This is a genomic window from Paenibacillus baimaensis (assembly GCF_025567575.1).
Genome location: NZ_JAOQIO010000016.1, coordinates 209,644 through 235,244, shown reverse-complemented (window position 1 = coordinate 235,244; position 25,601 = coordinate 209,644). Strand labels below are relative to the sequence as shown.

Annotated in this window: 20 protein-coding genes; 8 read left to right on the top strand and 12 right to left on the bottom strand. The window is 48.7% G+C overall.

Features of this window, described 5'->3' with window-relative positions; all coding sequences use genetic code 11:
- Positions 1–21 precede the first annotated feature (21 nt).
- The 7 genes from OB236_RS08015 to OB236_RS07985 all read right to left on the bottom strand — a co-directional run bounded on the left by OB236_RS08015 (position 22) and on the right by OB236_RS07985 (position 6,914).
- Entirely contained in the window at positions 22–783 is a 762-nt protein-coding gene (locus OB236_RS08015; protein WP_262683475.1) for a DeoR/GlpR family DNA-binding transcription regulator, read from the bottom strand.
- Positions 784–1,002: 219 nt separating this feature from the next.
- Positions 1,003–2,220 carry a sn-glycerol-1-phosphate dehydrogenase gene (locus OB236_RS08010; protein WP_262683474.1) on the bottom strand — a complete coding sequence of 406 codons (1,218 nt, stop codon included), beginning with the start codon at positions 2,218–2,220 and terminating at the stop codon, positions 1,003–1,005.
- A gap of 278 nt (positions 2,221–2,498) precedes the next feature.
- Positions 2,499–2,834, bottom strand: coding sequence for a ComEC/Rec2 family competence protein (locus OB236_RS08005; protein WP_262683473.1), 336 nt, complete (start codon positions 2,832–2,834; stop codon positions 2,499–2,501).
- A gap of 20 nt (positions 2,835–2,854) precedes the next feature.
- Positions 2,855–3,247, bottom strand: a complete 393-nt coding sequence (locus OB236_RS08000) for an MBL fold metallo-hydrolase (protein WP_262683472.1) — start codon at positions 3,245–3,247, stop codon at positions 2,855–2,857.
- Between the two features lie 73 nt (positions 3,248–3,320).
- A complete protein-coding gene (locus OB236_RS07995) occupies positions 3,321–4,955 on the bottom strand; it encodes a type 2 periplasmic-binding domain-containing protein (protein WP_262683471.1) in 1,635 nt (544 codons plus the stop codon).
- Positions 4,956–5,037: 82 nt separating this feature from the next.
- On the bottom strand, positions 5,038–5,922 hold the full coding sequence (locus OB236_RS07990) for a carbohydrate ABC transporter permease (protein ID WP_262683470.1): 885 nt from the start codon (positions 5,920–5,922) through the stop codon (positions 5,038–5,040).
- Positions 5,923–5,948: 26 nt separating this feature from the next.
- On the bottom strand, positions 5,949–6,914 hold the full coding sequence (locus OB236_RS07985; protein ID WP_408638425.1) for an ABC transporter permease: 966 nt from the start codon (positions 6,912–6,914) through the stop codon (positions 5,949–5,951).
- A gap of 205 nt (positions 6,915–7,119) precedes the next feature.
- On the opposite strand from OB236_RS07985, the gene OB236_RS07980 reads away from it, so the two are divergent.
- From OB236_RS07980 to OB236_RS07950, 7 genes are all read left to right on the top strand, one after another.
- Positions 7,120–9,408, top strand: a complete 2,289-nt coding sequence (locus tag OB236_RS07980; RefSeq protein WP_262683469.1) for a helix-turn-helix domain-containing protein — start codon at positions 7,120–7,122, stop codon at positions 9,406–9,408.
- A 159-nt stretch (positions 9,409–9,567) separates the two neighbouring features.
- Positions 9,568–10,584: an LLM class flavin-dependent oxidoreductase gene (locus OB236_RS07975; RefSeq protein WP_262683468.1), complete on the top strand. Its 1,017-nt coding sequence runs from the start codon at positions 9,568–9,570 to the stop codon at positions 10,582–10,584.
- A gap of 215 nt (positions 10,585–10,799) precedes the next feature.
- Positions 10,800–11,627 (top strand): helix-turn-helix transcriptional regulator, encoded by an 828-nt coding sequence (locus OB236_RS07970; RefSeq protein ID WP_262683467.1) that lies wholly within the window; start codon positions 10,800–10,802, stop codon positions 11,625–11,627.
- Positions 11,628–11,720: 93 nt separating this feature from the next.
- Positions 11,721–12,749, top strand: a complete 1,029-nt coding sequence (locus tag OB236_RS07965; RefSeq protein WP_262683466.1) for an ABC transporter substrate-binding protein — start codon at positions 11,721–11,723, stop codon at positions 12,747–12,749.
- A gap of 3 nt (positions 12,750–12,752) precedes the next feature.
- The gene (locus tag OB236_RS07960) at positions 12,753–13,772 is read left to right on the top strand and encodes a FecCD family ABC transporter permease (protein ID WP_076233869.1); all 1,020 of its coding nucleotides are present in this window, start codon (positions 12,753–12,755) and stop codon (positions 13,770–13,772) included.
- Positions 13,772–14,752 carry a FecCD family ABC transporter permease gene (locus OB236_RS07955; protein ID WP_262683465.1) on the top strand — a complete coding sequence of 327 codons (981 nt, stop codon included), beginning with the start codon at positions 13,772–13,774 and terminating at the stop codon, positions 14,750–14,752. Before OB236_RS07960 ends, OB236_RS07955 begins: the two co-directional genes overlap by 1 nt.
- 205 nt (positions 14,753–14,957) lie before the next feature.
- Positions 14,958–15,683, top strand: a complete 726-nt coding sequence (locus OB236_RS07950; RefSeq protein ID WP_262683464.1) for a DsbA family oxidoreductase — start codon at positions 14,958–14,960, stop codon at positions 15,681–15,683.
- A 248-nt stretch (positions 15,684–15,931) separates the two neighbouring features.
- Here OB236_RS07950 and OB236_RS07945 read toward each other — a convergent pair whose 3' ends face one another.
- Positions 15,932–16,258, bottom strand: coding sequence for an MGMT family protein (locus tag OB236_RS07945; RefSeq protein ID WP_262683463.1), 327 nt, complete (start codon positions 16,256–16,258; stop codon positions 15,932–15,934).
- Between the two features lie 177 nt (positions 16,259–16,435).
- Here OB236_RS07945 and OB236_RS07940 point away from each other — a divergent pair, with 177 nt between their 5' ends.
- Positions 16,436–17,113, top strand: coding sequence for a class I SAM-dependent methyltransferase (locus tag OB236_RS07940; protein ID WP_262683462.1), 678 nt, complete (start codon positions 16,436–16,438; stop codon positions 17,111–17,113).
- Positions 17,114–17,215: 102 nt separating this feature from the next.
- Here the strand turns inward: OB236_RS07940 and OB236_RS07935 are convergent, their stop codons facing one another.
- The 4 genes from OB236_RS07935 to OB236_RS07920 all read right to left on the bottom strand — a co-directional run bounded on the left by OB236_RS07935 (position 17,216) and on the right by OB236_RS07920 (position 25,585).
- Complete coding sequence (locus OB236_RS07935) at positions 17,216–19,567, bottom strand: glycosyl hydrolase family 95 catalytic domain-containing protein (protein WP_262683461.1); 2,352 nt, start codon at positions 19,565–19,567, stop codon at positions 17,216–17,218.
- A 34-nt stretch (positions 19,568–19,601) separates the two neighbouring features.
- Positions 19,602–21,215, bottom strand: a complete 1,614-nt coding sequence (locus OB236_RS07930) for an extracellular solute-binding protein (RefSeq protein WP_262683460.1) — start codon at positions 21,213–21,215, stop codon at positions 19,602–19,604.
- Positions 21,216–21,384: 169 nt separating this feature from the next.
- Positions 21,385–23,697 (bottom strand): AraC family transcriptional regulator, encoded by a 2,313-nt coding sequence (locus OB236_RS07925; protein ID WP_262683459.1) that lies wholly within the window; start codon positions 23,695–23,697, stop codon positions 21,385–21,387.
- A 232-nt stretch (positions 23,698–23,929) separates the two neighbouring features.
- Complete coding sequence (locus tag OB236_RS07920) at positions 23,930–25,585, bottom strand: ABC transporter substrate-binding protein (RefSeq protein WP_262683458.1); 1,656 nt, start codon at positions 25,583–25,585, stop codon at positions 23,930–23,932.
- Positions 25,586–25,601 lie beyond the last annotated feature (16 nt).

The window sequence follows — 25,601 nt, the reverse complement described above, 5'->3', positions numbered from 1 at the left end:
CCTTTCCTTGTGCAAATCCATCTACACCCTGTACACCGTCATACCCCAGTCCTGAAACGGCTTGATATCGTAATCACTCACTTCTTTACCTGTAATTAAGGTGTGAATGGCTGTGTTCGGAGCTACGGTATGAAGCGATAGCTTGCCGATCTTACTGTCGTCAGTCACGACAATAATTTCCCGCGCCGACTTGATCATTCCCTGCTTCGCCGTGACCAGTTGAGCCTCCGGATGCATAAGTCCGTGCTGCGGGTGAAGCGCAGGCGTTCCGATGAATGCCTTTTCCACATGCAGCGACCCGAGTACATGATCCGTGAACATGCCATTTAACATATAACTGGAAGGATACAGCTCGCCTCCGGTTAAAATCACTTTAATTCGCGGGGCATCTCGCAGCTCGGCAGCCACGTTCATATCGTTCGTGACGACCGTTATATGGGAGCGGTGTACGAGGTTTTTGGCAATGTGCAGTGTCGTGGTGCCGGAGTCGATAATAATGTTCTCCCCGTCTTCCACCAGGCTTGCTGCCATCTGACCGATTCTTTCCTTTTGATCCACGTGCTGGTGCGTTCTTTCGTTAAAGGAGGGCTCATCGTGAGTCCACTGCTCAATGATGACACCGCCGTGAGTCCGCTTCAGTATGCCTTCCTGCTCAATTTCCGTAAGATCCCGCCGGATCGTAGCCTCATGCACGTTAAACTCATTGGCAAGCACAGTAATGGTCGCTGTCCGATACTGCCTCACATATTCCACAATACGCAGCTTTCTCTCTGCCGCCAGCATTCTTCATTTCCCCCTTGAGCAGCTCTGTTCATTACTGCAATATAAATATTCGTTTTGTTCATTCATGTTCAATTGTATTGTAATCATGAAGCATCAAGCGGGTGTTAAGCCGATATGAAGAATACGTAAATCGATTGAATTGCCGATTAAGCTGCAATGAATGTCGAATTATTGTTCCACGAGCAACATTTTATGACGAAAACTAGTGTGAATTCCTTGTCAGTGTCGGTAATTCAGCCTTTCATTGTAGGCTCTTAACAGCGTAAATCGATTAAGCCGAACCTGATATGCCTCCCGCAGGCTGCTTTCCAATAGCTCTTCACTTACACTCAGCTCGTGTATCGAAGTCGGTCCGCCGATTTTTTCCAAGAGCACGCTGAGCGTCGCAGGGTCAGGGATATTCGCTATTTCAAGGCACAGCTCTTCCCAATGATCGGCAATCCTCGCTCCCGGTGCCCACGAATTCTCCTCAGCTGCACGCCTCCATACCTCGCTGCCCTCACTAGCGATCTGATGATACAATCTGGAGATTTGGACACAGGCCACACCTACCTTCGCGCCATGCAGCAGCTGTCTTTTGCCAAGCCGGATATACGCCATCTCCCAATAGTGAGAGAGATGGTGCTCCGCGCCTGAAGCTGGATGGGAATGACCGAGCAGCAGCATCGCAAGACCGGATTCTATCAGCGCTCCGATTAGTGTGCGAATGCCCTCCTTCTGCCTGAGCGCGATCAAGTCGATCTGATTCACGCATTGCAGCAGTGCCGTCCGGGTTATATCCGCAGCTACCTGCTGGTAAGGCTCTTCACCTACAATCGAACCGAATTTCCAATCAAACAGGGACGTATATTTGCCCAGCATATCTGCGAAGCCCGCTGCTATCATCGCTTTGGGGGCTTTAACCAAAATATCCAGGTCGGCAAATATCGCATCGGGACCAACCGCCGCAATCGTCTGCTTATCTCCCCTGATTAGAATCGGTGCTCCCTTGGAATTAAAACCGTCTACAGAGGGTGCTGTGGGTACGGAGACAAAAGGAGCCCTTGTGCTGTAGGCGGAGTATCTGGCAATATCATGAATGGTTCCTCCTCCCACCGCAATCACTACATCGGCTGCATGACGTTGTATATCGATAATGTGCTGAATAAGAGAAGGCTCGTCCGCAATGACATCACCTTGAGCATTTGGTTTAATCATCGTGGTATATGTGGACAAACCTGCGTCTGAGAGCAATGTCTCTAATTGAGCTCCCGCCACCTGATAGGTAATGGAATCAGCCACTATACTGACTTGTCGATAAGATTTACCTACCAAATAGTTAGCCACTTCCTGGATCGCACCGGAATCAATCCTGATCAGATCCAGATCTATGGCTTGTCGCATACTTTCCTCACAGCCTTCTGTCGCTTTTTTGATTTTCACTAATAGATCTACCATGATTCACTACCTCATCCTGTTTCTTTGCTTTGCATTAAACCATGTCCATTATTGCTCAGTTTGTTCATTCGTGCTCAAATTGATTATAGAAGTCGTTTATTTGGGGAGTGTCAACGGGATATGAATAATATGTAAAGCTGGAAATGTGCGGAATGATGCTGTACACAAAAAGTCTTCTCATCGCGCATGCAGCGATTAAGAAGACTTTTTGATTCAGGTTAGATGTATGAGGGTTTGCATCTCGGTGAAAGGTGCCAGTAACTCAGATCCAAGGATGTTTACTTGGTAACAGGCCTTTTTGGTGGCTCCCAGTCTTTTTCAGTTGTCACTTCTATCATTTTTCCATCGGACTTGAGTAAGATATTCCCATGTAACCCTGTGGAGTAGACCTTAGCGCCTTTCCTCTCCAGACGCTCCTTCAGGTTTGGGCTTTGAAAGTTGTTTTGACTCATGATGACGATTTGCGGGGATACAGCATTCAGAAACACTTCCGATGAGGAGGTCGATTCGCTGCCGTGATGAGGAATGTCCATCATATCGGACTTCAGCTTATCCTTCCATGGAGAATTGGTAAGCTCGACTTCCCGGTGCTTGTAAATATCAGCGGTAAACAAGAACGTGCGGTCACCATAAGTCATTTTAAGATATGCGGATGCGTGTTCAACGCAATGTCCAGAGATGGAATCCCGAGCTTGCTCAAGTATTCGACCACCTGCTGTCCAACCTCCGGCAGTCCAGCGTCGATCAGCATCGTTTGGCCTTCAGGTGACACAATCAAGAAGCTATCTCCGGTCAAATCCTTACCAGCCAAATGAAAATAACGTATAGTCAGCTTCCCTTTGTATGCTTCCTTATCGAATATTTGCTCTGTACGCAAACTGGCCGTTACCGGAGATGGTGGCAACGAATTGGGTACAGGAGCGAGCTGCGTCTGTAGTGGTGCTTGTGAGCATGCTGCAAGCAGCAGGGTAAGGATGACCATTACACTCCAACTTGCTGTCGCAGCGATTTTGCATTTGATTTTCATACTTTCACACTCCTTTCTTATCCATACTTAACAGGAGGGCGCATATACCGCGTCCTCCTGTAGACTGCTACTCTTACTTCGTATTTTTATAGCGCTCGTACGCTTTCTTGTAGCCCTTCATATATTCATCCACGCCCATTTTTTGTACAGTTGCCACATATTTATCCCATTCCGACATCGGCTGGGAACCGGTGATGAACTTGGCTTCCATCTCGCCGATATAATTATGCATATCCGTCCCCACCGTGGATCTGAATTCGGTTTCTTCCTCAGTGAAGTTAAAGTTGTTCCACAGCTCTTTGACTTTGAACGGCTCAGCCTTTTTACCAACAGCTACCGACTCCGGCAATGTCTCGGACCCTTTGAAATATTTCTCCTGTACGAAGCCCGGATAGCTACCTCCCAGCCAGGTGATATGTTTAGCCAGTGCCTGATCCATCGTTAGTCCATTCGGGTTTTTCGTAATATCCTCCACGAATTCCAGCTTGCCGTCGGATGCTTTACGATACGTTTGCCCCTCAAGGCCCATGAAATAGAACGTAGCACCTTCGTCACCATAGAAATGGTCAATCCAGCGAATCGTCGCTTCGACATTTTTGTTTTTATCGGTAATGACGAAGGCTCCAGGCCATACTACAGGCACTTTAACATGCGTATACAGCTGATCGCCATACGGACCCTTTAGAGCCCCAAGCCCCACGTAGCCCGGCTGATTCATCTGGGTCATTGGATTCGGGTTGATGGTTGCGCCAAAAACACCTTTTTGCCCTTTGGCGAACAAAGCACTTGTCTTGACGGTGAAGATTTCCTTATCAATCAGACCTTCCGTATACAGCTTGCGTACATATTCGATAACTTCTTTATATTTGGCATCGGTACGGAAAAAGCGCAGCTCGTTCGTTTTTGGATCCACGTCAACGAATTTGTGTCCCAAGCCACGGTTTCCAAAACCCCATGCGCCCCTAAGCTGTTCGATCAGCGGATTGATACCTTCTCCGGCATAAGGAATTTCATCTGCCTGCCCATTTCCATTCAGATCGGTTTCCTTGACTGCCTTCAAATATTGGTACAGTTCCTCTGTCGTTGCAGGCTCCTTGAGCTTTAGCTTATCCAGCCACTCCTGTTTAACCCATAGCGGAGTGCCGATCAACATCGGCAGGAATTCCGGGCTATAAAAAGAGGGGAACGAGTAGATGTAACCGTCCGGCATCGTCAGCCCTTTTTTCAGATCGGGGTATTTATCCATCAGCTTTTTAAAATTGGGGGCGTATTTGTCGATCAAGTCGTTGAGCTTAACAAATGTTCCTTGTGCACCATATTTCATCAAATCCGACGCAGGTACACGGGAAGAATAAAAAGCATCAGGGTAATCGCCTCCAGCCAAAGCCAGATTGCGCTTCTCTGTCAAATTGTCAAAAGGGACCAGTTGAAACTTAACATTGACGTTCGACAACTTTGCATATTCTTTCCATACTGTTGTTTCCTCAAAGTTATTACCGTTGGTCGCCGCCTTGCCCGTGAAAAATGTGAGCGAAACGGGCTGTTTAACGATCGGCATACCTGACTTCTCCAAATTGGGAACTTCCCCTTTTTTACCATCGGGACTGTTTGAATCTGGCGCGCTCGCGGAGTTTCCGCTACATGCGGATAAAAGGCTTCCTGCCATGGCGACGACTAATGCTGCAGATGTCCAACGTCTTCTTTTCATATGATGAATTTTCCTCCCTTATTCTGCTTTCTTATTGTATCTATAGACTAAAAGGGTGTCATCCCTTAATAGCTAATCCCTATCAACCTTTGACCGCTCCGATCATGACACCTTTGGTAAAATATTTTTGCAGAAACGGATACAGCAGCAGTACCGGCAGGTTGGCTACGATGACGACAGCGTACTTGATCGCTTCGCCTTCCAGAACGATTTGACTCTGAGTGTCATCACCGATGCCCAACATCTCCTGCATTTGCCCCTGAATTAATATTTCACGTAAAAATAGCTGCAGCGGATATTTATCGCGATCCGTCAAATAAATAAGGGCACTAAAATAAGCGTTCCAATGACCGACACTGTAGAACAAAATCATGACTGCTATGATCGGCATGGACAGTGGAAGCACAATCCGCATCAGCGTAGTCATATTCGAGCAACCATCAATCGAAGCGGCCTCCTGCATCTCATAGGGAATGCCATTTGCAAAAAACGTACGCATAATCAAGATGTTGTACACGGAAACGGCTCCAGGAATAAGGAGCGCCCACATGGAATTCAGCATGCCTAAATTTTTTACCAGCAGGTAGGTCGGAACCATCCCCCCGCTAAAAAACATTGTAAATACCATCATTGCAGCGATCACATTACGGCCGTAAAAGTCTTTGCGTGAAAGTGGATAGGCCGCAGCGACGGACATGATCAGATTGATGGCGGTACCAACGACCGTATACACAATCGTGTTAACATAACCAGTCAGCATTTCACTGTTTTGAAATATTCGCAAATAACCGATCCAGGTAATGTTTTTGGGCCACAGCCATACCTCTCCTCTCATAACCGCCTCGGGGCTGCTAAAGGAGGCGACAAGAACGAAGAGCAGCGGGTACAAAACCAGGATACATATGATCGCCAATATAGCATTAACGATCCAATCGAATATTTGTTCACTGGTGCTTTGATGATTCATGGGTAACCTCCCAGTCGTTATAGCTCTTACCATAAGCTTGTTCCGTTCACTTTGCGGGCCATACGATTGACAAATACAAGCAGAATGAAATTAACCACGGAATTGAACAGTCCAACAGCAGCCGAATAGCTATACTGTCCATCAATAATCCCTTTGTGATATACATGGGTGGAAATGATATCAGATGCGGCGATATTAAGAGAATTCTGCATCAGAAACACTTTTTCGAAGCCTACACCGAGCAAAGAACCCATGTTCAGAATGAGCAAAATCGTAATGGTCGGCATGATACCAGGCAGATTGATATGCCACACACGCTGCCATCGGCTTGCCCCATCCACCCTCGCTGCTTCGTGAAGCTGCGGATCTATGCCAGTCAGCGCGGCGAGATAAATAATGGAGCTCCACCCCATCTGCTGCCATACGCCGGATAGCACATAAATACTTTTGAACCAAGCCGGCTCTGTCAGAAACTCGATGGGCTCCCCAAGGAACCATACCACCACTTTGTTCAATAAACCCGTTTGCGGTGACAGGAAAATGAAGATGATTCCCACCATTACGATCGTAGACAAGAAATGCGGTGCGTATGTCACGGTTTGAACGAAACGGCTGAACTTCTTGGAGCGCACCTCATTAATGAGAAGAGCTAGAATGATCGGTACCGGAAAACCGACGAGCAGCTGGTACAGTCCAATGCCAAGCGTATTCTTGAGCAGCCGCCAAAAATAATAGCTGTTGAAAAAACGTTCAAAATGATTGAACCCGACCCATGGACTGCCCCAAATACCTTTGGTTGCGATAAAATTTTTGAATGCAATTTGTACGCCATACATCGGGATATACTCAAAAATAATAAAGAAGGCGATCACAGGCAATATGAGTAAATACAGGTCCCAGTTTTTTCGTATTTGTCTCCTGATTGCCAGATGCTTCGGTTTGTATTCAGCCTTTGCTGTTCCTACTGCTGATATCGAAGATTGCTTCGACAAATCCCCACCTGCTTTCTACTTGTTCTTCCCGGATCATAGCAGAGGGCTGCGAGGAATCAAATTTACATTTTTTTTGTTACCTTCCAACTCATGATGTCGATGATAAAATGATAACTTTATAAAAAAGAGTCAGGTTCTACAAAATGCGTTATAAGGTATAATGAAGAAACTGTACCAACAATAAGACTAACAAGACAAAAGGAGCATGCTGCGCTTGAAATGGGTAAGCCTGAACCGACAAAAGCTAATTGTCAAAATTTTTTCCAGCTTTCTAGTCATCATTGTTCTGTTTTCCGGGTTTAACCTGTTATCCGTTCATTTGTTCAGCAATATCGTACAAAATGAAATCATCCAATATAACCGCTTAATGCTGAAAAATACGTCAGAACGTTACCAGACTCACTTTGAACGGATCAAGACTCTCTTATTTGATATGTACATGAATGAAGCCACTGTCGCGTTTAACCGCCAGTTGATGAAGAAGAGCGAAGCGGACGTCGAGTTCTGGACAGCAACGGATCCACTGAAGGTTCTCCGTACTCAGGCTTACAACCCGATGTTTTATCTTAATAATTTGCTGATCTATTTCAATTCCCGCTCCCTTGTTATTGAAAAAGAAGGCAGCGTCCATGCGGATATGATGTTTTCACAGTTTTATGTAAGCAACGACTATCCTTTACTTTTCTGGAAGAATCAATTTTACCGAACCAGCAATTATGTGCTGCATCCGGAAAAAACGTTTACCGTAACCAATCTGAATTCTTCAGTAAAGGCTCAGCTCATACCCTTCTCGTTCCGTATGCCATCATCCAACTATCAGGTGATTGCGTTACTGGACGCCCGTTTGATGAAGGAAGCCTTCTATGGTGCAGAGGATAATCGGCAGTTCATGATTGTGCAAGAGGATGGATCGCTGCTGTATAGCTCTCCAGGGGAGCTGTCTGCAAGCGATATTCCTACTTTCCTTGACGGAAAAGAATACGGCTTGTCCGGTGATTATTACTTCTTCTTTGAGAAAAATGAAGGCTCGCCTCTCACCTATGTGACGGCCGTACCTTATTCCAATATTGCTTCCAAAGTAAAGAATGCCAGCTGGACGCTGGTTCTGATATTTGCGGTGTCCATTATAATCGGATTGCTTACTTCCGTATTTTTCAGCCGCAAGCTCAATCAGCCGGTCAAGCAGATGGTCAACTCGATTCTACGTCGTGACCCCGTCAAGCTGGAGAGCGCCATTCATGAATTCGATCTGATTCACCAAAACATCCGCCAATTACTGGACGAGAAAGATGCGGTTCACCAAGAGCTGGTGGACAAACGATCACTCCTGACCAGCTTTGGCTACATCAACAAGTTGAAGGCGATAACCTCTGACATCAATGACTGGAAGGATATCGCCGAAATGGATGAGCCCTTCATCATCGTACTGTTTCAGCTTCATTTCAAGGCGCGCTCCGTAGAGGACAGTGAGATGAAAACAGACCGTATGGCCTACTACATTCAGGAGTATATTAAGGTCCTCTTCTCCGAGCGTTTTCCTTCTTCACAGACGTTTCAAATGGAGAACAACCAAATACTGTCATTGATCTGTGGTACAGATGTAAGAAATGAGCTGGACCGCGCACTCATGATGCTGAAGACGATATTAGACCGTGATAAAGCCTATTTCCTTGTGACAATTGCCATCAGTTCGGCATATGAGCAATCGTCCCAATTCAATGAAGCTTATCGCGAGGTGCTGGACATGGTCCAGTTGGCAAGGCCCGTGGATGAAAGTCAGGTGATTCGGGAACGCAGCAGCACGCCTACTCAGCTGGTATTCACTGTGCCGCAGGAGCAGGAGCTGTACGCCAATTTGCAAGCAGGCAATGATCTTAACTGCATAACGTTTATGAATCGTATGCTCTATCAGCTGGACAAAAGAGGAGTGAGCGTTCAGCAATTGAGGCAGCTTGCCGAGGGGGTCATTGCCAGGGTCGTGAAGTTGTTAGAGCCTTATGGAATCGATGTGAATGGTTCCTCTTATCACCAGCAGCAGTTGGCGCTCATGGAGGAATGCTACACGCTTGACCAGTTTAAGCAATTTTATGCGGAGCTGTTTCAAACCAGCGCAGCCGTCATCCGATCCAGAAAGGACGAACAGGACCCCACCATTTCTTACGTCATGGATTACATTGAGAACCGGTTTGCGGACGATGTATCGCTCGACCAGCTTGCCGACAAATTGAACATTTCTGTAGGCTACCTGTCCGTCTATATTAAGGAAAAAACAGGAGCCAACTTCAGCGATCACATTAATGCTATTCGCATCAACAAGGCGAAGGAGCTGCTGTCCGATAATGCTCTCAGCGTACAGGAGATCAGCGTACTGATCGGTTACCGTAACGTCACCTCTTTTATCCGAATGTTTAAGAAGATGATTGGTATCCCGCCAGGGGAATACCGGAAAAATAAAGTGCTAGAGGCTGACGCAGAAAGCTTAGATCACAGATAATCAGGCTCTGAGCCCCCTGTTTGAGAGCGGCCTGTTTTATTCGATGCATTTTTTATATAATACATAGAGATACTGCGTTTAGTAGTAGCCTGTGACGAAGTCTTTGGATGGTCACAGCAGCTTTTTATATCGATGTAACTGACAGGAGGCAACTATACGATGCTTACTCGAGATATCCCGATTTCTGTGCTGGATCTAGCCCCTATTGTTGTGGGCGGCACAGCGGCAGATTCCTTTAGAAACACCCTTGATCTCGCACGCCATGCCGAGCAGTGGGGTTATCACCGCTACTGGCTTGCTGAGCATCACAATATGCCGGGGATTGCCAGCTCTGCAACTTCGCTCGTTATTGGTTATGTTGCTTCAGGCACCCAAAAGATACGAGTCGGGTCAGGCGGCATCATGCTGCCTAATCATGCTCCGTTGGTCATTGCCGAGCAGTTCGGTACGCTGGAATCGATGTATCCCGGTCGCATTGATCTTGGACTCGGCAGAGCTCCGGGCTCGGACCAGCCCGCTGCAAGAGCGCTGCGTCGCGGCCTCGGCAGCGACGGTAATGATTTCCCCGAGCTGCTTAGCGAGCTACGCGCTTATCTGGATAATACACCGGAGGCACGGCCCGTTGGGGTAAGGGCCATTCCAGGCGAGGGGCTCAGCATCCCGATCTGGCTGTTAGGCTCAAGCGGCTTCAGCGCGCAGCTCGCCGGACATCTTGGTCTGCCCTTCGCCTTTGCGAGCCATTTTGCTCCCGATTATTTGCTGCCCGCACTGGATCTGTACCGCAGCAGCTTCCGTCCTTCGGAGTCGCTGGACAAGCCTTATGCGATGATCGGCCTGAACATTATTGCTGCCGATACCGACGAAGAAGCCCGCATGCTGGCAACCTCCCAGGAGCAGCAATTCCTTAACCTCATTCGCGGTCGTACAGGCCCGCTTAATCCGCCTGTCGACAGTATGGATGCACTGTGGAATCTTCAGGAAGAGGCCCATATCCGCAAGCAGCTGAGCTATACAATTACGGGTAATAAAGCAACGGTTCAGAAGAAGCTTCAGCAGGTCCTGCAGGATACAGGAGCCGACGAAATCATTGTGAGCGCACAAATCTATGAGCATGAGGCCCGTTTACGTTCTTATCAATATTTGGCAGAGCTCGTGAAAGCCGGAGATCACGCTTAATTCAACCTCATCCTCCATCCTATGCAGCAAGCATACAAGGAAAGGATGTCCTTCGAGGTGGCAGCGTTGCCCATGGCCACGCTGTCCATTGCCTCGGACAAAGCATAACGGAAACCGCCGTTCACCTATTGTATGGGAAAACGACAATACCTACCGAAATCTCGATATGCTTATATTCCGGTTATCCATCAACATGCAAAGAAGGCCGATCCGCCATGTACTTCCAACAGCTTGTTCACATCATACCCACGCTCGACGAGATCACTCCGAGTCACAGCTCCCAAACCCTTGTCACTACTGGGGGAAGCCATCAGTTAATCATCGTCCAACGCGGCCATCTTCTCATCGCTGCCAAAGATCAGGAGCCTACCGTTTGTACGCAGGGCTTTGCTTGTCATCCGGACTATGGTCCCTATTTCATCCAAGTCCCCAAAACCAAAGAGGTCGATTACGTAGTCATCACCTATCGCGTGCTGCCGGAGACCAGCACATGGACTCTCTATGGGCCACTCCATACGATCAGTGAAATTAAAATCCACTATATGATCGAAGAATTGCTGCGCACCATGTACGAGATCGACACCCATTCCGTAGATGAAGAGGCGGCACAGCAGTTTCGAAAACGTTTGATGATGGAGCGAATCCTGTTCATTTATTTGTACGAATCACGGATGCGAGAGGAATTAAAGTCCTCTGTGAGTTCGATCGAGGAGACACTCTCTTATATCAATGAGCATTACATGCTAAAGCTTACGCTCCCTATGCTATCGCGTCGCGCAGGTATGAGCGAAGGCCATTACACCGTGCTGTTCAAAAAACATACCGGTGAAACCTTAATGACGTATGTCAACAATCTGCGTATTGAAAAAGCCAAGCTCCTATTCCAGCAAACCGACCTGCTCGCCAAAGAAATTGCGCAAAAAGTAGGTTACGTGGATTATTTTCATTTTAGCAGGGTGTTCAAAAAGATAACCGGAGCCTCTCCCTCCATCTTTCAACAAAACCATGCTCCCAAAAATACGGATCGAACATCTAAAGATTAGACATGTCCAATCTAATGATTAGATATGTTACTTTCAAAAGGAATCGGCTATAATCCAAATGATAATAATAATCATTTTCAGGAGGATATACAGATGAATCTTTGGATGAAACGCCCACTCAGTATTGCACTGGTGAGCTTATTTACCGCATTAAGTCTTGCCGCTTGCGGAACCTCGACTACGAATCCATCCGGGGCAGCGCCACAATCCAACTCTGCACCGACAGCATCTACAACAGCAACAGCAACAGCAACAGCAACAGCAACAGCAACACCAGCACCGACAGCAGGTACAGAGGGTAAAATCACCGTTCAAGATGCACAAGGAACGGTCGAGCTTGCCAAAAAACCTGTAAAAATCGTCACTATGGATTTCAGCTTCACGGATGCACTGGTTACCTTAGGGACCTTACCGATTGGGGTTGCTGACGATTCCAGCCCAGACCTGTTCATGGATAGCGTCAAAAGCCAATTGAAAAACTATACATCCGTCGGGTCCCGTTACGAACCGAATATCGAATTGATCAGCTCGCTGCAGCCGGACCTGATTATCGCAGATCTGAATAAGCACAAAAATGCACTTCCTCAATTAAAAGCGATCGCTCCTTTGCTCGTTCTGGACGATTCGCAAGCAGACTATAATCAAATGCTCAAAAACTATGCAATCATCGCAAAAGCGCTTGGTAAGGAAGAAGAAGGCAAGAAGCGCCTTGCTGAGCACCAAACGAAAATCGAAGCTGTAAAAAAGAAGCTGACCAACACCAATCTGCGTGTACTGCCAGCCGTTACGAATTCCAAGGGCTTCTATGCGCATTCGGACCACTCCTTTGGCGGCTCCTTCCTGATGCTGCTCGGATTTACAGATCCAGTGAAAAACACAGCAGCTAACCCGCAGCTTACTCTGGAGCAGCTGGTCGAAGCCAATCCGCAAGCTATGTTCCTACTGCCATCCGAGAAAGAAACGATCGTTAATCAATGGGAAACCAACCCGCTGTGGAAGCAAATCGATGCCGTTGCCAACAAGAAAGTATTTACAGTAGAAAGACGTGACTGGTCACTATCACGCGGATTGCTTGGGTCCGAGAAAATCGCCGAGGATATCCTCAAAAACCTGGGAGCCTAGCCGATGATAAACAAGGTCCAATTGGAAAAGCAGAACCGAACCAGGTCTCTGCTCTTTCTTTTTTCTGCTTCCTTTCTGTTACTGGTCATTGGATTCCTCTGCAGTGTCAAATGGGGCCAGGCGCAAATATCATGGCGTGTCTTATATGAAGCCTTAACGTATCAAGGACATGATAAAAATCATCTCTATATTCAGACGCTGCGCCTGCCGCGCACTTTAACAGCAGGCATAGTAGGCATTCAACTGGCACTGGCCGGATTGCTGACCCAGCTCACAACCAAAAACCCGCTGGCCTCTCCCCACGTATTCGGCATCAATGCCGGGGCCGCCATTGCAGTTGTGTTTGGTTTGGTGGTGATCAAGAATGTTTCGCTTACAGGCTCTGTCTACCTTGGCTTTATCGGGGCCGCACTCGGAGCACTTCTCGTCTGGACACTTGCGGGGACTGGCTCGAAGCAATATGTCCGTTTGGCTCTGGCAGGGATTACGATCCATTTTCTGCTCTCCTCGCTGACGGAGGGGCTCATTATATTGAATCAGCAAACCACCGACAGTATGATGTTTTGGCTCGTCGGCTCTGTCAGTCAAGCAGCTTGGAAGGAGATCAGCACGATCCTTCCGTTCTTTATCGGCGGATTGCTCGTCTTTGGCCTGATGCTGCCTTCCTTCCGCTTGCTGCTGCTGGATGATGAAGTAGCGGCGGGTCTCGGACAGCGGGTATTGGTCATTCGTGCTATTAGTGTGCTGCTTGTTATTGTACTGGCCGGCTCTGCAGTTGCGATATGCGGACCGATCGGTTTCATTTGCCTGATTGTCCCTCATATCGCGCGCGCCTTGGTTGGGAATCAACTTCATGTGCTGGCACCGCTCACAGCATTACTTGGAGGGACACTGCTTGTATATGCCGACTTTTTCAGCAGGTTTATCGCGTTTCCTTATGACTCTCCCGTTGGCATCGTGACAGCAGCGATCGGCGCTCCCTTCTTTATTTATTTGGCCCGCAAAAAGGGAGGTGCCCGCTAATGAGCAAAACTGTTGCTCTGATTGTCGCGTTTGTGCTGATGCTGGTGCTAGCGGTAGTCTCACTCCGCCTGGGAGCTGTTCCCGTTTCCTTTCAGGACGTTTGGTCCAGCATTTTGCATGAAAATAATAAATACTTTTTTATCATTTACGAGGTTCGCCTGCCGCGTGTTCTTGTCGCCATTCTGGCGGGCTTTGGCTTGGCTGTCGGCGGTGTCATTCTGCAAAGCGTTGTGCGTAATCCGCTGGCTAGCCCCGACGTGATCGGCATTACCAAAGGTGCAGGACTGGCTGCTTCCGCTGTCATTTTTCTATTTCCCAAAGCGCCAGGCTATTTCCTCCCGATAGCTGCTTTTATCGGCGCCTTTGCCGCCTTTGGCATTTTACTGCTGCTCAGTAAACGCTTGACCATGACGCCTGCCTCGCTTGCGCTGATCGGTATTGCGATTGGAGCTGTCTTTCAGGCGGGCACGCAATATTTGATTGTGATGCATCCGACCGACATTAATATGGCACTGCTCTGGTTGGCCGGAAGTTTGTGGAGCAAGCGGTGGGATGCCGTCTACTCCCTGCTCCCATGGATCGCGGTACTGCTGCCTGTGGTCTGGCTCAATTATTCCAAGCTGAATGTATTCCAGCTTGGCGACGAAACGACGACCTCGCTCGGCCTGAGCATTGTGCGGCAGCGCTTTTGGCTGCTGCTGCTTGCTGTGGCTCTCGCTGGCATATCTGTATCAGCAGTTGGTGCCATTGGCTTTATTGGATTGATCGCCCCGCACATTGCCCGCAGTATTGTTGGTGCCCGGCACCAATGGCTGATCCCGCTCGCTGCGCTGATCGGGGCCGACCTGATGCTGCTCGGCGATTGCCTGGGACGCATCCTGATTATCCCGCGGGAGATTCCGGTCGGCATTATGACCGCTGTAATTGGGGCGCCTTATTTTGTATATTTACTCAGAAAAGCACGCAGCAAGCCTGCTTGAACGAATGTAATTCGAGCCTTTCGATATTCACAGCATGGAGCTAACCCAGAGCATTGGCCGCTTCATCGATTCAGTCTTACCCAATTAGACCACTTGCTCTTGCAATGCTGGATTTATGCTTCACCATCAAGTACACTTCTATAGTAAGCATGAATCGATGGAATCGCGAGCTTCCATCATATCCCCACTTACCTGGAGGTTAACTATGAATATTGAAATATGGTCCGATTTTATGTGCCCCTTTTGCTATATTGGTAAACGTCGTTTTGAGGCGGCCCTTGAACAGTTCCCGAACAAAAATCACGTCGAGGTGATTTACCGCAGCTTTGAGCTGGATGCCCATTCAGAACGCGATGTGCCTCATGGCGTAGATGAAATGCTGGCTTCCAAGTATGGAATGAGCCTGGAGAAAGCCAAGGAAATGAACGCGGGTGTCGCCGCTCAGGCACAATCCGTTGGATTAACCTTTAAATTTGATACTATGATTTTGACGAATACGTTTGACGCGCACCGATTGGCGCATTTCGCTGCCCAGCATGGTCTAATGCGCGAAATGACCGAGCGGCTTCTGCATGCGTATTTCACTGAGTCCAAGCACATTGGCGATCATCAGACCTTAGCCGCTTTAGCCGCAGAAGTCGGTCTCAACCAGGAGGAGGCTCTCCAGATGCTCTCTGGCCAGGCATTCACAGCCGAGGTCCGTAGCGATGAGGAGGAAGCAGGCAAATTAGGTGTGCGCGGGGTTCCTTTTTTCGTGATCAACCGCAAATATGCGATTTCAGGCGCACAATCGAGCGAAGTGTTCTTAGGTGCTCTGCAGAAGGCATGGGAAGAGGATCAGCCGCTGACCCTTCTTAATACTTCCGACAGCACAGCAGAGGGTGGAGCTTGTGACAACGGGGTTTGCGCACCTTCACAGCAGAAGCCGTAACCCAACCTCTGATTCGAATGCTGATCTCGTTCGTCACCGGACCTCTAGCTGCGCTTCATTAAGTGGATACGTCATTAAAAAAAGTCTTCAATCAGTCCTGTCTGAACTGTGACCTGTAAGATGGACACCTTGAAAAAGGTGCTCTATTACTACGGGTCATAAGCTTAGTCAGCTGCTGATTAAGAAGACTTTTTTGTTTGAATAAATGAGACGGATCAAGAACATTCAGAAATCACTTCAAGTGGACCTCATTCCTGCAATCCTTCCAGGTCCGGCATGTAGCGGTACTGCTCCAGGTCAATGCGTCCTTCGTCGCTCACAGCCACACCTTCACTATTTAAATGGAACATCTGCAGAAATCGCGACTCCTCATTATTAAAGGCGATTTCTCCCTTTGCATTCACTACACGATACCAGGGAAGCTGATGGACCCGACTTTGCGAATGCAGGATGCGTACAACCTGCCTAGCCCCTCTCGGACTGCCTGCGAGCTCGGCAATTTGCCCATAGGTCATCACATACCCTTCAGGGATACTTTTAATGATTGCGATAACGTTCAACGTGAACGGCTTCATACGGTTCCCCTCCCTGTCTTCGACAGAAAAAGCACTTACCGAATGTTATTGTGCTTTTCTAATTGAAGTCCTTGACAACATATAGGATTCCCCTATAGTCACCATTCATTTTATATATTTCCTCAATTATACATCTCTCGCTACAATGAAGGAAACCCATGCCACGGAGGTTTTCATATGAACCCATCAGTCAAAACACTGTTCGACGCCGTCGCCAATGAATATGACCAGCAGCGAAAACAATTGATCCCCTGTTTCGATGAGTTTTATGGGATGGCTCTATCGCTAACGGAAAGTCATAAGCAAGCCCCCCGTATACTCGATTTGGGTGCGGGCACGGGACTATTCTCCCGAATGGTGCTGCAGAAATACCCAAGCGCTCACCTTACTCTGATGGATCTCAGCGATCAAATGCTGGAGGGAGCACGTCGTCGGTTTCGTGAGGAAGATCACGTTCAATACATCGTCGGTGACTATTCCAGCTACGTATTTCCTGAATCGTATGACATTATCGTCTCTTCGCTGTCGATCCACCACCTGACCCATCCTGCCAAAAGACAGCTGTTCGCAACCGTTTATCAGCTGCTGAATCCAGACGGTGTATTTGTCAACGCTGATCAGGTTCAGGGCAACACCCCAGCGATCGATCAATACCATAAGCAGCGCTGGTTAGCCCATATTAACGACAGTGGCCTTTCCCGAGAGTCCATCGACGCCTCGGTGGAACGAAGAAAGCTCGACATCAACGCCAAGCTCGGCGAGCAAATCGAGTGGCTGGAGCAGGCTGGTTTCACTGACGTGGATTGCATGTATAAATATCTCGATTTTGCTGTTTTTTTCGGCAAAAAGAACTAGGCTCGGCTGCTCGGGGGGAAGGCTTGGCCTGATTCCCCGCTGCACAGTCCTTCCCTGATGCTGCCTTATGAGTCTGCCGCGCTTCATATCCGTGAAGCTATCTCATCTTGTTGCATGCACACGCCAAGGCTTATGTCCACCGAAATAGCGGATGGGCTGCTGCTTTATTTGAGCGGCAGCATGGATAACCAGATCAGGGACAGTATCCCCCTGGTACAGAACGACTTCATCGTCTTTAACCAAGGACAATTCCACCACTCCGCGTTCGTCAGGCTGCAGCTCCACCACACCAGCAGCATGAGATTCCGACCTACTCCATGCAGGCGCTGGCCCGATGGCCATCATATTAACGGCGCCGCTCCAGCCTGTTTTGATCTTGCAGGGTTCACCCGCCAAGCTTTTCACGCGGATAAACCGTGTACTCCCGTTCTCACGCTGCGCGCTGACCAGAAAAGCACCTTCCGTGAGCAAATCATGGAAAGCCGCTTCTCGCCATGCAATCGGCACAGCCGGAAATATGCGAATCGTGTCTCCCCAGCTTTGCAGCAGCATATCCTGAAGCGACTCCGCTCCAGCAAGCGGCGTTTCCATAACAGGCCCAGCTTCCTTGTACATCGTATTTGGCTTGATGATATGCAGCAGCGTCTGCAAATAGCCAAGCGCTTCGTCACCACGTCCCAGAGTGGCGGCAATCGAAGCTGCGCCCGTAAAGCTGAAGCCGCGCAGATCACCTTCTTTTCCAATCCAGTGCTCCAGCGACCTGGCGATCAGCGCTCTATCCTCAGAGCTGTCGCTGCCGATCAAGTGAAGCGGGAACACCGCAAGCAGATGGCTGAAATGGCGATGACCATAAGCAAGCGGCGTATCGCGTCCAACCATCAGCCCGGTTTCATCGATCGGGAATGGTGTGAGCCGTTCCAGCACGTCCACCCATTGATCGCGCAGCGGGTCTGTCACTTCCAGTCGTTCACACATCCACATCAGCGTTTCGCAGCCCCACCTCAGCAGCGCCAGATCATAATGACAGTCTCGGACTTTCGTTTTCATAAAAGAACCGTATTCCGGGGAAATGGTTGGCGGCAGGTGCAGCTTGCCATCCTCCGCTTCTTCCAGCAGATGAAAATAAAAATTGATGCTTCTACGCAGCAATGGGAACAGCATCTCTCGCAGCAGCGTTTCATCCATCGAGTAGCGATACTGCCGCCATACATTATGGCAAATCCAGGTCAGATTGCCGACTTCATCGCCTACCTCGCTGCGCAGATCGTAGCTGCAGCTGCGTCCAAGTCCGGCCGAATCGTCCCGATAAAGCTCAGAGACATTCGCAATCAGCTGCTCCTTGCAGGCAGCCAGCGTCCGCACCAGTGATTCCCCGATATCGAGGCGGTTCGCGGTATACACAGGAGAATAGCTCAACTGCACGTTCATATTAAACCAGACGCCCGCCCAAGGTGTCGGGGCCAACCACGGCCCTTGATTGTCGATCAGCGGTCGGTCAGCTCTTGTAGCCGAAGCGAGCTTGTACATTTGAATCCAGTAAAAGCTCTCCAGTCGGGCATCGGGGATCGTGATCAGACTTCGTTGATAATAGCGGTGCCACCAAGCGCGGTGTGCAGCTACCCATTCATCAAAGCTCTGAGAAACTGCGTTCATCACATGTTGGACAACCTGCTCCTGTGCCTGTTCGTCATGTCCCTTCTCAATGGACAGGTAGTAGATTCTTTGGTTCGGTGATAGTTGAACTTCATTCCACGCACTAACGCAGCCTTCTGACTGCGGGACAGGAGCTCCTTGCGAGTAACGCTGGATGCAGACCTCAACGACGTCTGCTGCATGCCCCGACACCGCTCTGCCTTCCGTCTCTATTTTGATTTTCGTATCTGATGATTCGTTTCTTTGGACAACCTGCTTCCGTTCCACTTCAATCTTCGGTATATACTGATTGAGATTGATACCATCGGCATTTATCAATACGGGATCAACCTCAGGGTACGGATACCAGACAAAATTGGCACCGTGCTCTCCTTCGGATGTCTCGATTTCAACAGCCATAATCGTCTCTTCACTATGGGCCAATGCCCGCAGACGTACTTCACCCCGGGTGGTAGTTAGAACCGCACATGCCTCCGCATTCCACAAATCGACTCGGATACAGGTCGGATGGTAGATCATCCCCTCCAGCTCCAGATGAAGCTCCCCTATCGGCACACGTGGGCTAAAGCCTGCACGGTCTGTTCGGGTTGCCGTTATGTCGGTGCGCCCCACGATGAAGCGCAGCACCCGCCGCTTGGACGAATGCTCCTCCCCATAGATCATCGCGCCGATATTACCGTTGCCAATGAATGCCCCTTCGTCCCACGAGACTGGCTTCACGACCCATTCCATATCATGATTGCCCATATAGGACTCCCAATCGAGATCAAGCTTGATACCATCTGAATGCTGATTATGCATAGGCCCCTCCTTTTATCCATTTATTCATACAAACCTATCGCTTGTTATAACGATCCCAGGCATCCTGATAAATTCGGGTTACCTTATCCACGCCCATCTCTTGAATCCGCCTCGTATAGTCATCGAACCGGTCCAGCGGTTCTACGCCTGTAATGAATTTAAGGAACATTTCCTCCTTAAAGCTGGTAATCGCCGTGTTCAGCTTCGCCATTTCCTTGCTTTCTTCTATCGTAGGCGTTAGAAATAACGGCATGACATGCTTGGCGGCATCCGTTTGCTCCCAGATCCGGATCGTCTCTTCCTGCTCGGGGAACGTGTTGAAGCTCTTGCGTCCATCTCCAAGAAAGGGACCGTTAGGCTTAGTGTACTGTGAAATCATTTGCTGGAAATTGTACTTCCCGCTCCTCGACATCTTATCGGTGTACTGTGGCACTCCATTCATAACCTCATAGCTCTCGCCTTTAATGCCGAAGTTGAACAGTTGACTTCCCTGTTCGCTGAAGGCATAGTCAAGCCACTGGACGGCTAGCTCGGGATTTGTGGCGGCGGATGAGATAGCCTTGCTGCCCACTGGCGCATATTGAAAATCACGCTGCCCAATGAACGCCCGCTCGCCCTTCTTCAATGTTGGATAGGGAGCACCCACCAGCTGAAATTGGGGATTTTTTTTCCTGCCCGTCTCCATCCAGCGCCCCATGCCACCACTGACCAAATAAACGGTTGCCCCTGAGCTGTCGCTTAGCATCCTGTTATCCAATGCTTTCGAATCATTATTCAATGCAAAATCCTTATCGATCAACCCTTCTGCGTACCATGTTCTCAATAGTGTGAGCGCTTCCTTGAACTGGGGATCGATAGGCCCGTATTTTACTTTTCCTTGGTCATCGATATAATAGCGATTGGCAGTTCGGTAAGCCCCGATAAAAGCGTCCTGAATCATCAGCTCATTACTATACATCGCAGTAAGCGGTGCCGAAGCACCTTTGTGCTCCTTGAACGCCTTCAATACGGTATACCATTCATCGATTGTCGTCGGTACTGTAAGCCCCAGCTCATCAAGCCAATCCTTGCGAACCATCGGCCCTCGGAATACAAGCCCGTTATCCGGTCGAACCATCGGAAATATATAATATTTGCCGCTGTCGGTTTTGACCATTTTGTCGAGTTCCTTATTGCTTTGAAGCAGCTTTTTTAAGTTCGGTGCCTTCTTGTCGATCCAATCATTCAATGGAATAATGACCTGATCAGCCATCGCTTTCTCCGGCCCGCCCGGATAAGCACTATTCCAATCATACTCAATCACATCCGGCAAATGGTTGGAGGCAATCAGCAGGTTGAACTGCTCCTTCGCCTGCCCGTCAGCGGGGTGCATATACTTTACCTTAATCCCCGTGTCCTTCTCCAGCTGCTTGCCAAACGGCGTTTCCGCCATATTATTGACGATAGTAAACAGATTCGTGTTGATCGGCTCCCATGAGGTTAAAGTCTTCTGCGTCTGATCCCGATTCAGCTCCCCGGAAGCTTCCGCTGTTGACTTGGCCGCATCCTGCTGTGGTGCCGTCTCCAAACTGCAGGCTGAAAGAAGGCATATCGCTGCCAGCAAGCACACTGAAATATGGAGCGGGTTGACGTTCCTACTTATATGCATGGTAGTTCCCCCTCAATTCCCCTAAATACGCTGCTTCTGTCTACCCTACAAGCTATTATGCAGGGGGCTCCCGGTTAAGGGAACCCATCAAAATCGGAAATGGATCATTAAAATCGCAAATCCATAAACCATTCAAGCCTCTAACCTTAGTAACCAGGAACAGCAGCGGCTACTGCAGATCCTTATATTTGCCCGGTGTGATGCCCTCGAGCTTTTTAAAAATCCGGTTGAACGTATTGATGTCCGCATATCCCACTCTTCCGGCGATTTCTGTAACTGTCAGATTTTGCAGCGCGAGCAGCTTCTTGGCTTCCTCCATACGGGTTTTATTGATGTAATCCAACAGCGCTTCACCCGTATACGTCTTGAACTGCTTGGACACATAGGAAGGTGTCAGGCTGAACGCCTCACCGATCATCGAGATATTCAGATTGCTGTTGCAGAAATTCGCCTGGACATATTCAATAATTTGCCCGGCAAGCGGGTTATGCATGTGTCTGTGATCATTGGCAACCGTGCTACACACCTGCTCCAGTACCTCGACAATTTGTGCCTGCATATCTTTGATCGTTTCGCAGCCTATCAGACGTTCGATAGGATCAGCATGCTCCAGCACCTTGGACTTATCGACCGTGTGAAGCTCACTCATTGTCTTCAATAGTGTGCTGATCAAATCGAACATCAGACATTTGGCGAAGGAGACAGAAATCGGAATTTCCCCCACATTGCTGCGAATGATCTCTTCGATCAATTCCCGTGAACGTTCAAAATCACCGATTTTCACAAAGTTAATCAACTGCTGCTCAACATGTAGCGGATAATAATAGCTTCCGGGCTCCCCGGACGCACGAGGAATCGGCAGCTCCGCATAGCGAATAATTTCACCGCTCCCCATAACCATACGGTATTCCATCGCTTCCAGCGTTTCCTGATAGGCAGTAGGTATCGCATATAAATCATGATGAATACCGGAGATGGACACCGTAAGATGGACATGAAAATGGTCGAACAGGAATGATTGCACCCGCTCTGCCATTAATTTCAGCTCCATCTCATCGGGTTGTGCAGCGAAATTAACGATGCACACCGACATATTATCCATTTCCGTCGTGAACGCCTGGTGCTGCTCACCCGCCACATCCTCGGCAACATTCAGAATGATGAAATGCAGCAGCTTGATTTTCCGTGGATCGGCAGTCCCTTCCGCTTGAAATTTGCCGTACGTTTCAATATGGAACAGCAGAACGGCAAAATCAGTGGAAACTATTCGCAGATCATGCGCTGCGAGTGACTCATGCAGTGGAATATTATGATCCAGCCTTCCCTTAAGCAGCCCTTGAAGAAAGCTCGCACGGATCACATCGCTATGCTGCATCAGCCTGCTATCAATTTTCTCTTTTTCGTCAAATGTGTTGTTAAGTGCAGCCTGCAAATATAAATATTCGTTGGAGCCCTCGTCGAAGGACACACCTGATTTGAGCGAAAAACTACGGATCAGCAGGCTGATCGGTGTATAATTCCTCCTCAGGTAGATGTAGGCGACAAGTCCACCAATCAAGATACACAATACGAGACTCATGATGATCAGCTTCTTCAAATACAGCATCTTGTCGTCAAACAGCTCGGCCGGAATGATCGAAACATACTTCCAGCCCGTAATCTCCGAGGTCGTATAGGACAACGCCAATCGGTTCCCATTGTCCTCTTCATAGAAGAGTCCTTTGGCGTCAACAAGCCGATCATAGGTTAAAAATGCGGGGCTCTGTACGAGTCCCTTGGATGCAACAAGGCGATTCTGTGAATCCAGAATCGCAAGGGAAGCGTTAGGGGCCGGCATCATGCTGCCCAACAGCTTGGAATCCTTGATCACGATCAGGATCACAGCCCCGGACTGGTCTGAATTGTCCAGTGTTGCCGATTTGGCGTACACGATAGCCTTCTCGACCTGTTCACCGTCCCCATATTGCATAGGTACATACTCTTTCATATAACGCTTATCGAAAAAGGCCTTCCACTGCTCATAGCTCTTATCTTCGCTTCCGCGAACAGATCTGTACAACGTACGGCTGTCCATATGCTCCCGGGTCGATAGAACCGTATCGCTATTCTTGTAATATACAAAGATTTGCTCGATATAATCGTTCGCCACCTTATACACGCGCAAATCGTTGACGATATTGAACAGATCATATCGGTCACTATCCGTTAGCGGCAGCGTCGTATTCATGAAACCGGCTACACGCTTGTTAAGGGCAATCTCTATGCTGAGTCTTTCGATACCGAGGAGACTGTTGTCGATGGCCTGCTCTGTCTGGCCCAAAATCGATTCGTTGGAGCGATTGACCTCCGCCTCCACCACATGCCAGGTTGCTGTATAAATAAGTCCGCTAATCAACATCGGAACGAGCAAAACAGATACATAGGAAACGAACCATGTGACCAACACGCTGCGTTTATTGAATGGATTACGGGTCAAGCCCATAGACACGACTCCCTTTGTCGCGCACTCTGGATGCGTTGGATTTATGCTTCTCCTTTCAGTGTACCATACCTCGAATAGGTAGCTGTAGCTATCAGCAGAGCAGCTTTTAACTTTTAGCGCTGAACCTGTACTTCTAGCTATTCGTATTGGGTATTGATAAAGAGCCTTTGCTGATTACGGCACTTAAGCTCTACCGCCTCTCAACAAAAGCTCTCCTGTTATAGCTCTAATCTTACTTTTTGGACTTGAACTGTGTGTAGGCCTGCTGGTAAATGTCCAGGTAGCGCTTCAGGTTCATTTTATCGAGTGTGGCCAAATAATTGTTCCATTCCTTGTCGATGTCCAGAGCACCCGTAACCGTTTTGGCAAAAAATTCGGTCCTGTAGTCCGTTATCGTCTTCTCCAGATTGGCCAGCTCTTCAGCCTGCTCATTGGTGAAAAATATCGGTGGAACGATTTTGCTCACATCGATCTTGTAAGGAAAATAATTGTCCTTCGTTTCGTTATACAGTATGATTTCAAGCGGGTTCTTAGGATCTGCAGCAACACTTAACCGCCATTCATTCGTTCGAAGCGACGGTCCCGACTGTGCCCAGTGAATATTTTGCAGCTTGCCAAACGTCACAATCGGCTTCCAGATCGCCTGCTTCCCGTTAAGTGCGAGCTCTCCTTGGGCCGGTCGTACCCATTCCTGATCGGGGCGGCCTTGCGTGCTGCGAAGCGTCACTTCCTCGGAGAGCAGCAGGTCAGCCAGACGATAGGCGGCAGCCGGATTTTTCGTCTTATTGGTGATAACGAATTGACCCGTGGACACGGCATAAGGGTTATACGCGGTTGAACGTACACCAGCAGGACCTTTGAGCGGTGGTATCGAGACGTAGTCCTTGAACCGCGGGCTGTCAACATCGACAAATACGGTCTGATTTTGCGAAGCTATGACTCCGGCTATTGGAATTTCCGGATTCAAGCCCATTTGCTTCAGCTGGTTCCGATCCTGTGTGAACGATTGCGGGGCAATAAGACCCTCCGCATACAGCTTGTTCATATATTTCAGGGCTTCCTTCCACTCCGGTTGGTTATAAGCCACCTGTACCTTGCCGTCCTTAACGAAGCGCAGGTTGAAGTCCTTCTCCAGAAACGACCCGGTCAAAAATAAATCGAGCGTCGAGGAAGGTCCGTTCGTAGCACCTACAAGCGCGATTTCATCCGGTTTGCCGTTTCCGTTCGGATCCTTTTCTTTGAATGCCTTGAGCACCTGATAAAACTCATCGGTTGTGGTCGGCATCTTCAATCCAAGCTTATCCAGCCATGGCTTGTAGATCCACATTTTTTGGCCAAGCGCACAGTGGTAGCATTCATTGACCTGAGGGACCGAATAGATGTTGCCGTCCGGCATCGTCATAAGACCCTTTGCGTAGTCAACCTGCTGGAACATCTTTTTCATTTCGACGCCGTATTTATCAATGTAAGGATTCAGCGCAACAAACACACCGTCTTTTCCATAGATTGATTGCTGGATTGGAGACACGCTCATATTGAGCAGTACGTCCGGGTAATCACCGCTGGCGAGCGATACGTTGAGCTTTTCCTGAAACGTTTTTTCCGGGGCAACCTCCCAGTCGATGTGAATGTTCGTTTTATCCTCCAGCCACTTCGTAAATTCATTGGTAGCAAAATTCTCGACAATACTGGAGCCCTTGACCATAACCTTGAGTGTTGTCTTTTCTTTCGTTATCGGGAATACACCCGCTTCCGTCACCTGATCGCTGCTGCCTGCCTCCTTATTGCCAGCCGCATTGCCTTCGGGCTTGTTCGGGGTTGAGCAAGCGCTCGCAAGTAGAGCCAATGAGGTTGTTACGGAAAGTAACACCGTTAATCTTTTTTTCATATACCTATCTCTCCCC

Excerpts from the sequence above, each read along its gene's own strand:
- OB236_RS07930 (WP_262683460.1), bottom strand. The coding sequence starts at position 21,215 with ATGCATATAAGTAGGAACGTCAACCCGCTCCATATTTCAGTGTGCTTG.
- OB236_RS07965 (WP_262683466.1), top strand. The coding sequence starts at position 11,721 with ATGAATCTTTGGATGAAACGCCCACTCAGTATTGCACTGGTGAGCTTA.
- OB236_RS07975 (WP_262683468.1), top strand. The coding sequence starts at position 9,568 with ATGCTTACTCGAGATATCCCGATTTCTGTGCTGGATCTAGCCCCTATT.
- OB236_RS07925 (WP_262683459.1), bottom strand. The coding sequence starts at position 23,697 with ATGGGCTTGACCCGTAATCCATTCAATAAACGCAGCGTGTTGGTCACA.
- OB236_RS07920 (WP_262683458.1), bottom strand. The coding sequence starts at position 25,585 with ATGAAAAAAAGATTAACGGTGTTACTTTCCGTAACAACCTCATTGGCT.
- OB236_RS08015 (WP_262683475.1), bottom strand. The coding sequence starts at position 783 with ATGCTGGCGGCAGAGAGAAAGCTGCGTATTGTGGAATATGTGAGGCAG.
- OB236_RS07990 (WP_262683470.1), bottom strand. The coding sequence starts at position 5,922 with ATGAATCATCAAAGCACCAGTGAACAAATATTCGATTGGATCGTTAAT.
- OB236_RS08000 (WP_262683472.1), bottom strand. The coding sequence starts at position 3,247 with ATGAAAATCAAATGCAAAATCGCTGCGACAGCAAGTTGGAGTGTAATG.
- OB236_RS07955 (WP_262683465.1), top strand. The coding sequence starts at position 13,772 with ATGAGCAAAACTGTTGCTCTGATTGTCGCGTTTGTGCTGATGCTGGTG.
- OB236_RS07950 (WP_262683464.1), top strand. The coding sequence starts at position 14,958 with ATGAATATTGAAATATGGTCCGATTTTATGTGCCCCTTTTGCTATATT.
- OB236_RS07935 (WP_262683461.1), bottom strand. The coding sequence starts at position 19,567 with ATGCATAATCAGCATTCAGATGGTATCAAGCTTGATCTCGATTGGGAG.
- OB236_RS07970 (WP_262683467.1), top strand. The coding sequence starts at position 10,800 with ATGTACTTCCAACAGCTTGTTCACATCATACCCACGCTCGACGAGATC.
- OB236_RS07995 (WP_262683471.1), bottom strand. The coding sequence starts at position 4,955 with ATGAAAAGAAGACGTTGGACATCTGCAGCATTAGTCGTCGCCATGGCA.
- OB236_RS07980 (WP_262683469.1), top strand. The coding sequence starts at position 7,120 with ATGCTGCGCTTGAAATGGGTAAGCCTGAACCGACAAAAGCTAATTGTC.
- OB236_RS08010 (WP_262683474.1), bottom strand. The coding sequence starts at position 2,220 with ATGGTAGATCTATTAGTGAAAATCAAAAAAGCGACAGAAGGCTGTGAG.
- OB236_RS07945 (WP_262683463.1), bottom strand. The coding sequence starts at position 16,258 with ATGAAGCCGTTCACGTTGAACGTTATCGCAATCATTAAAAGTATCCCT.
- OB236_RS07960 (WP_076233869.1), top strand. The coding sequence starts at position 12,753 with ATGATAAACAAGGTCCAATTGGAAAAGCAGAACCGAACCAGGTCTCTG.
- OB236_RS07940 (WP_262683462.1), top strand. The coding sequence starts at position 16,436 with ATGAACCCATCAGTCAAAACACTGTTCGACGCCGTCGCCAATGAATAT.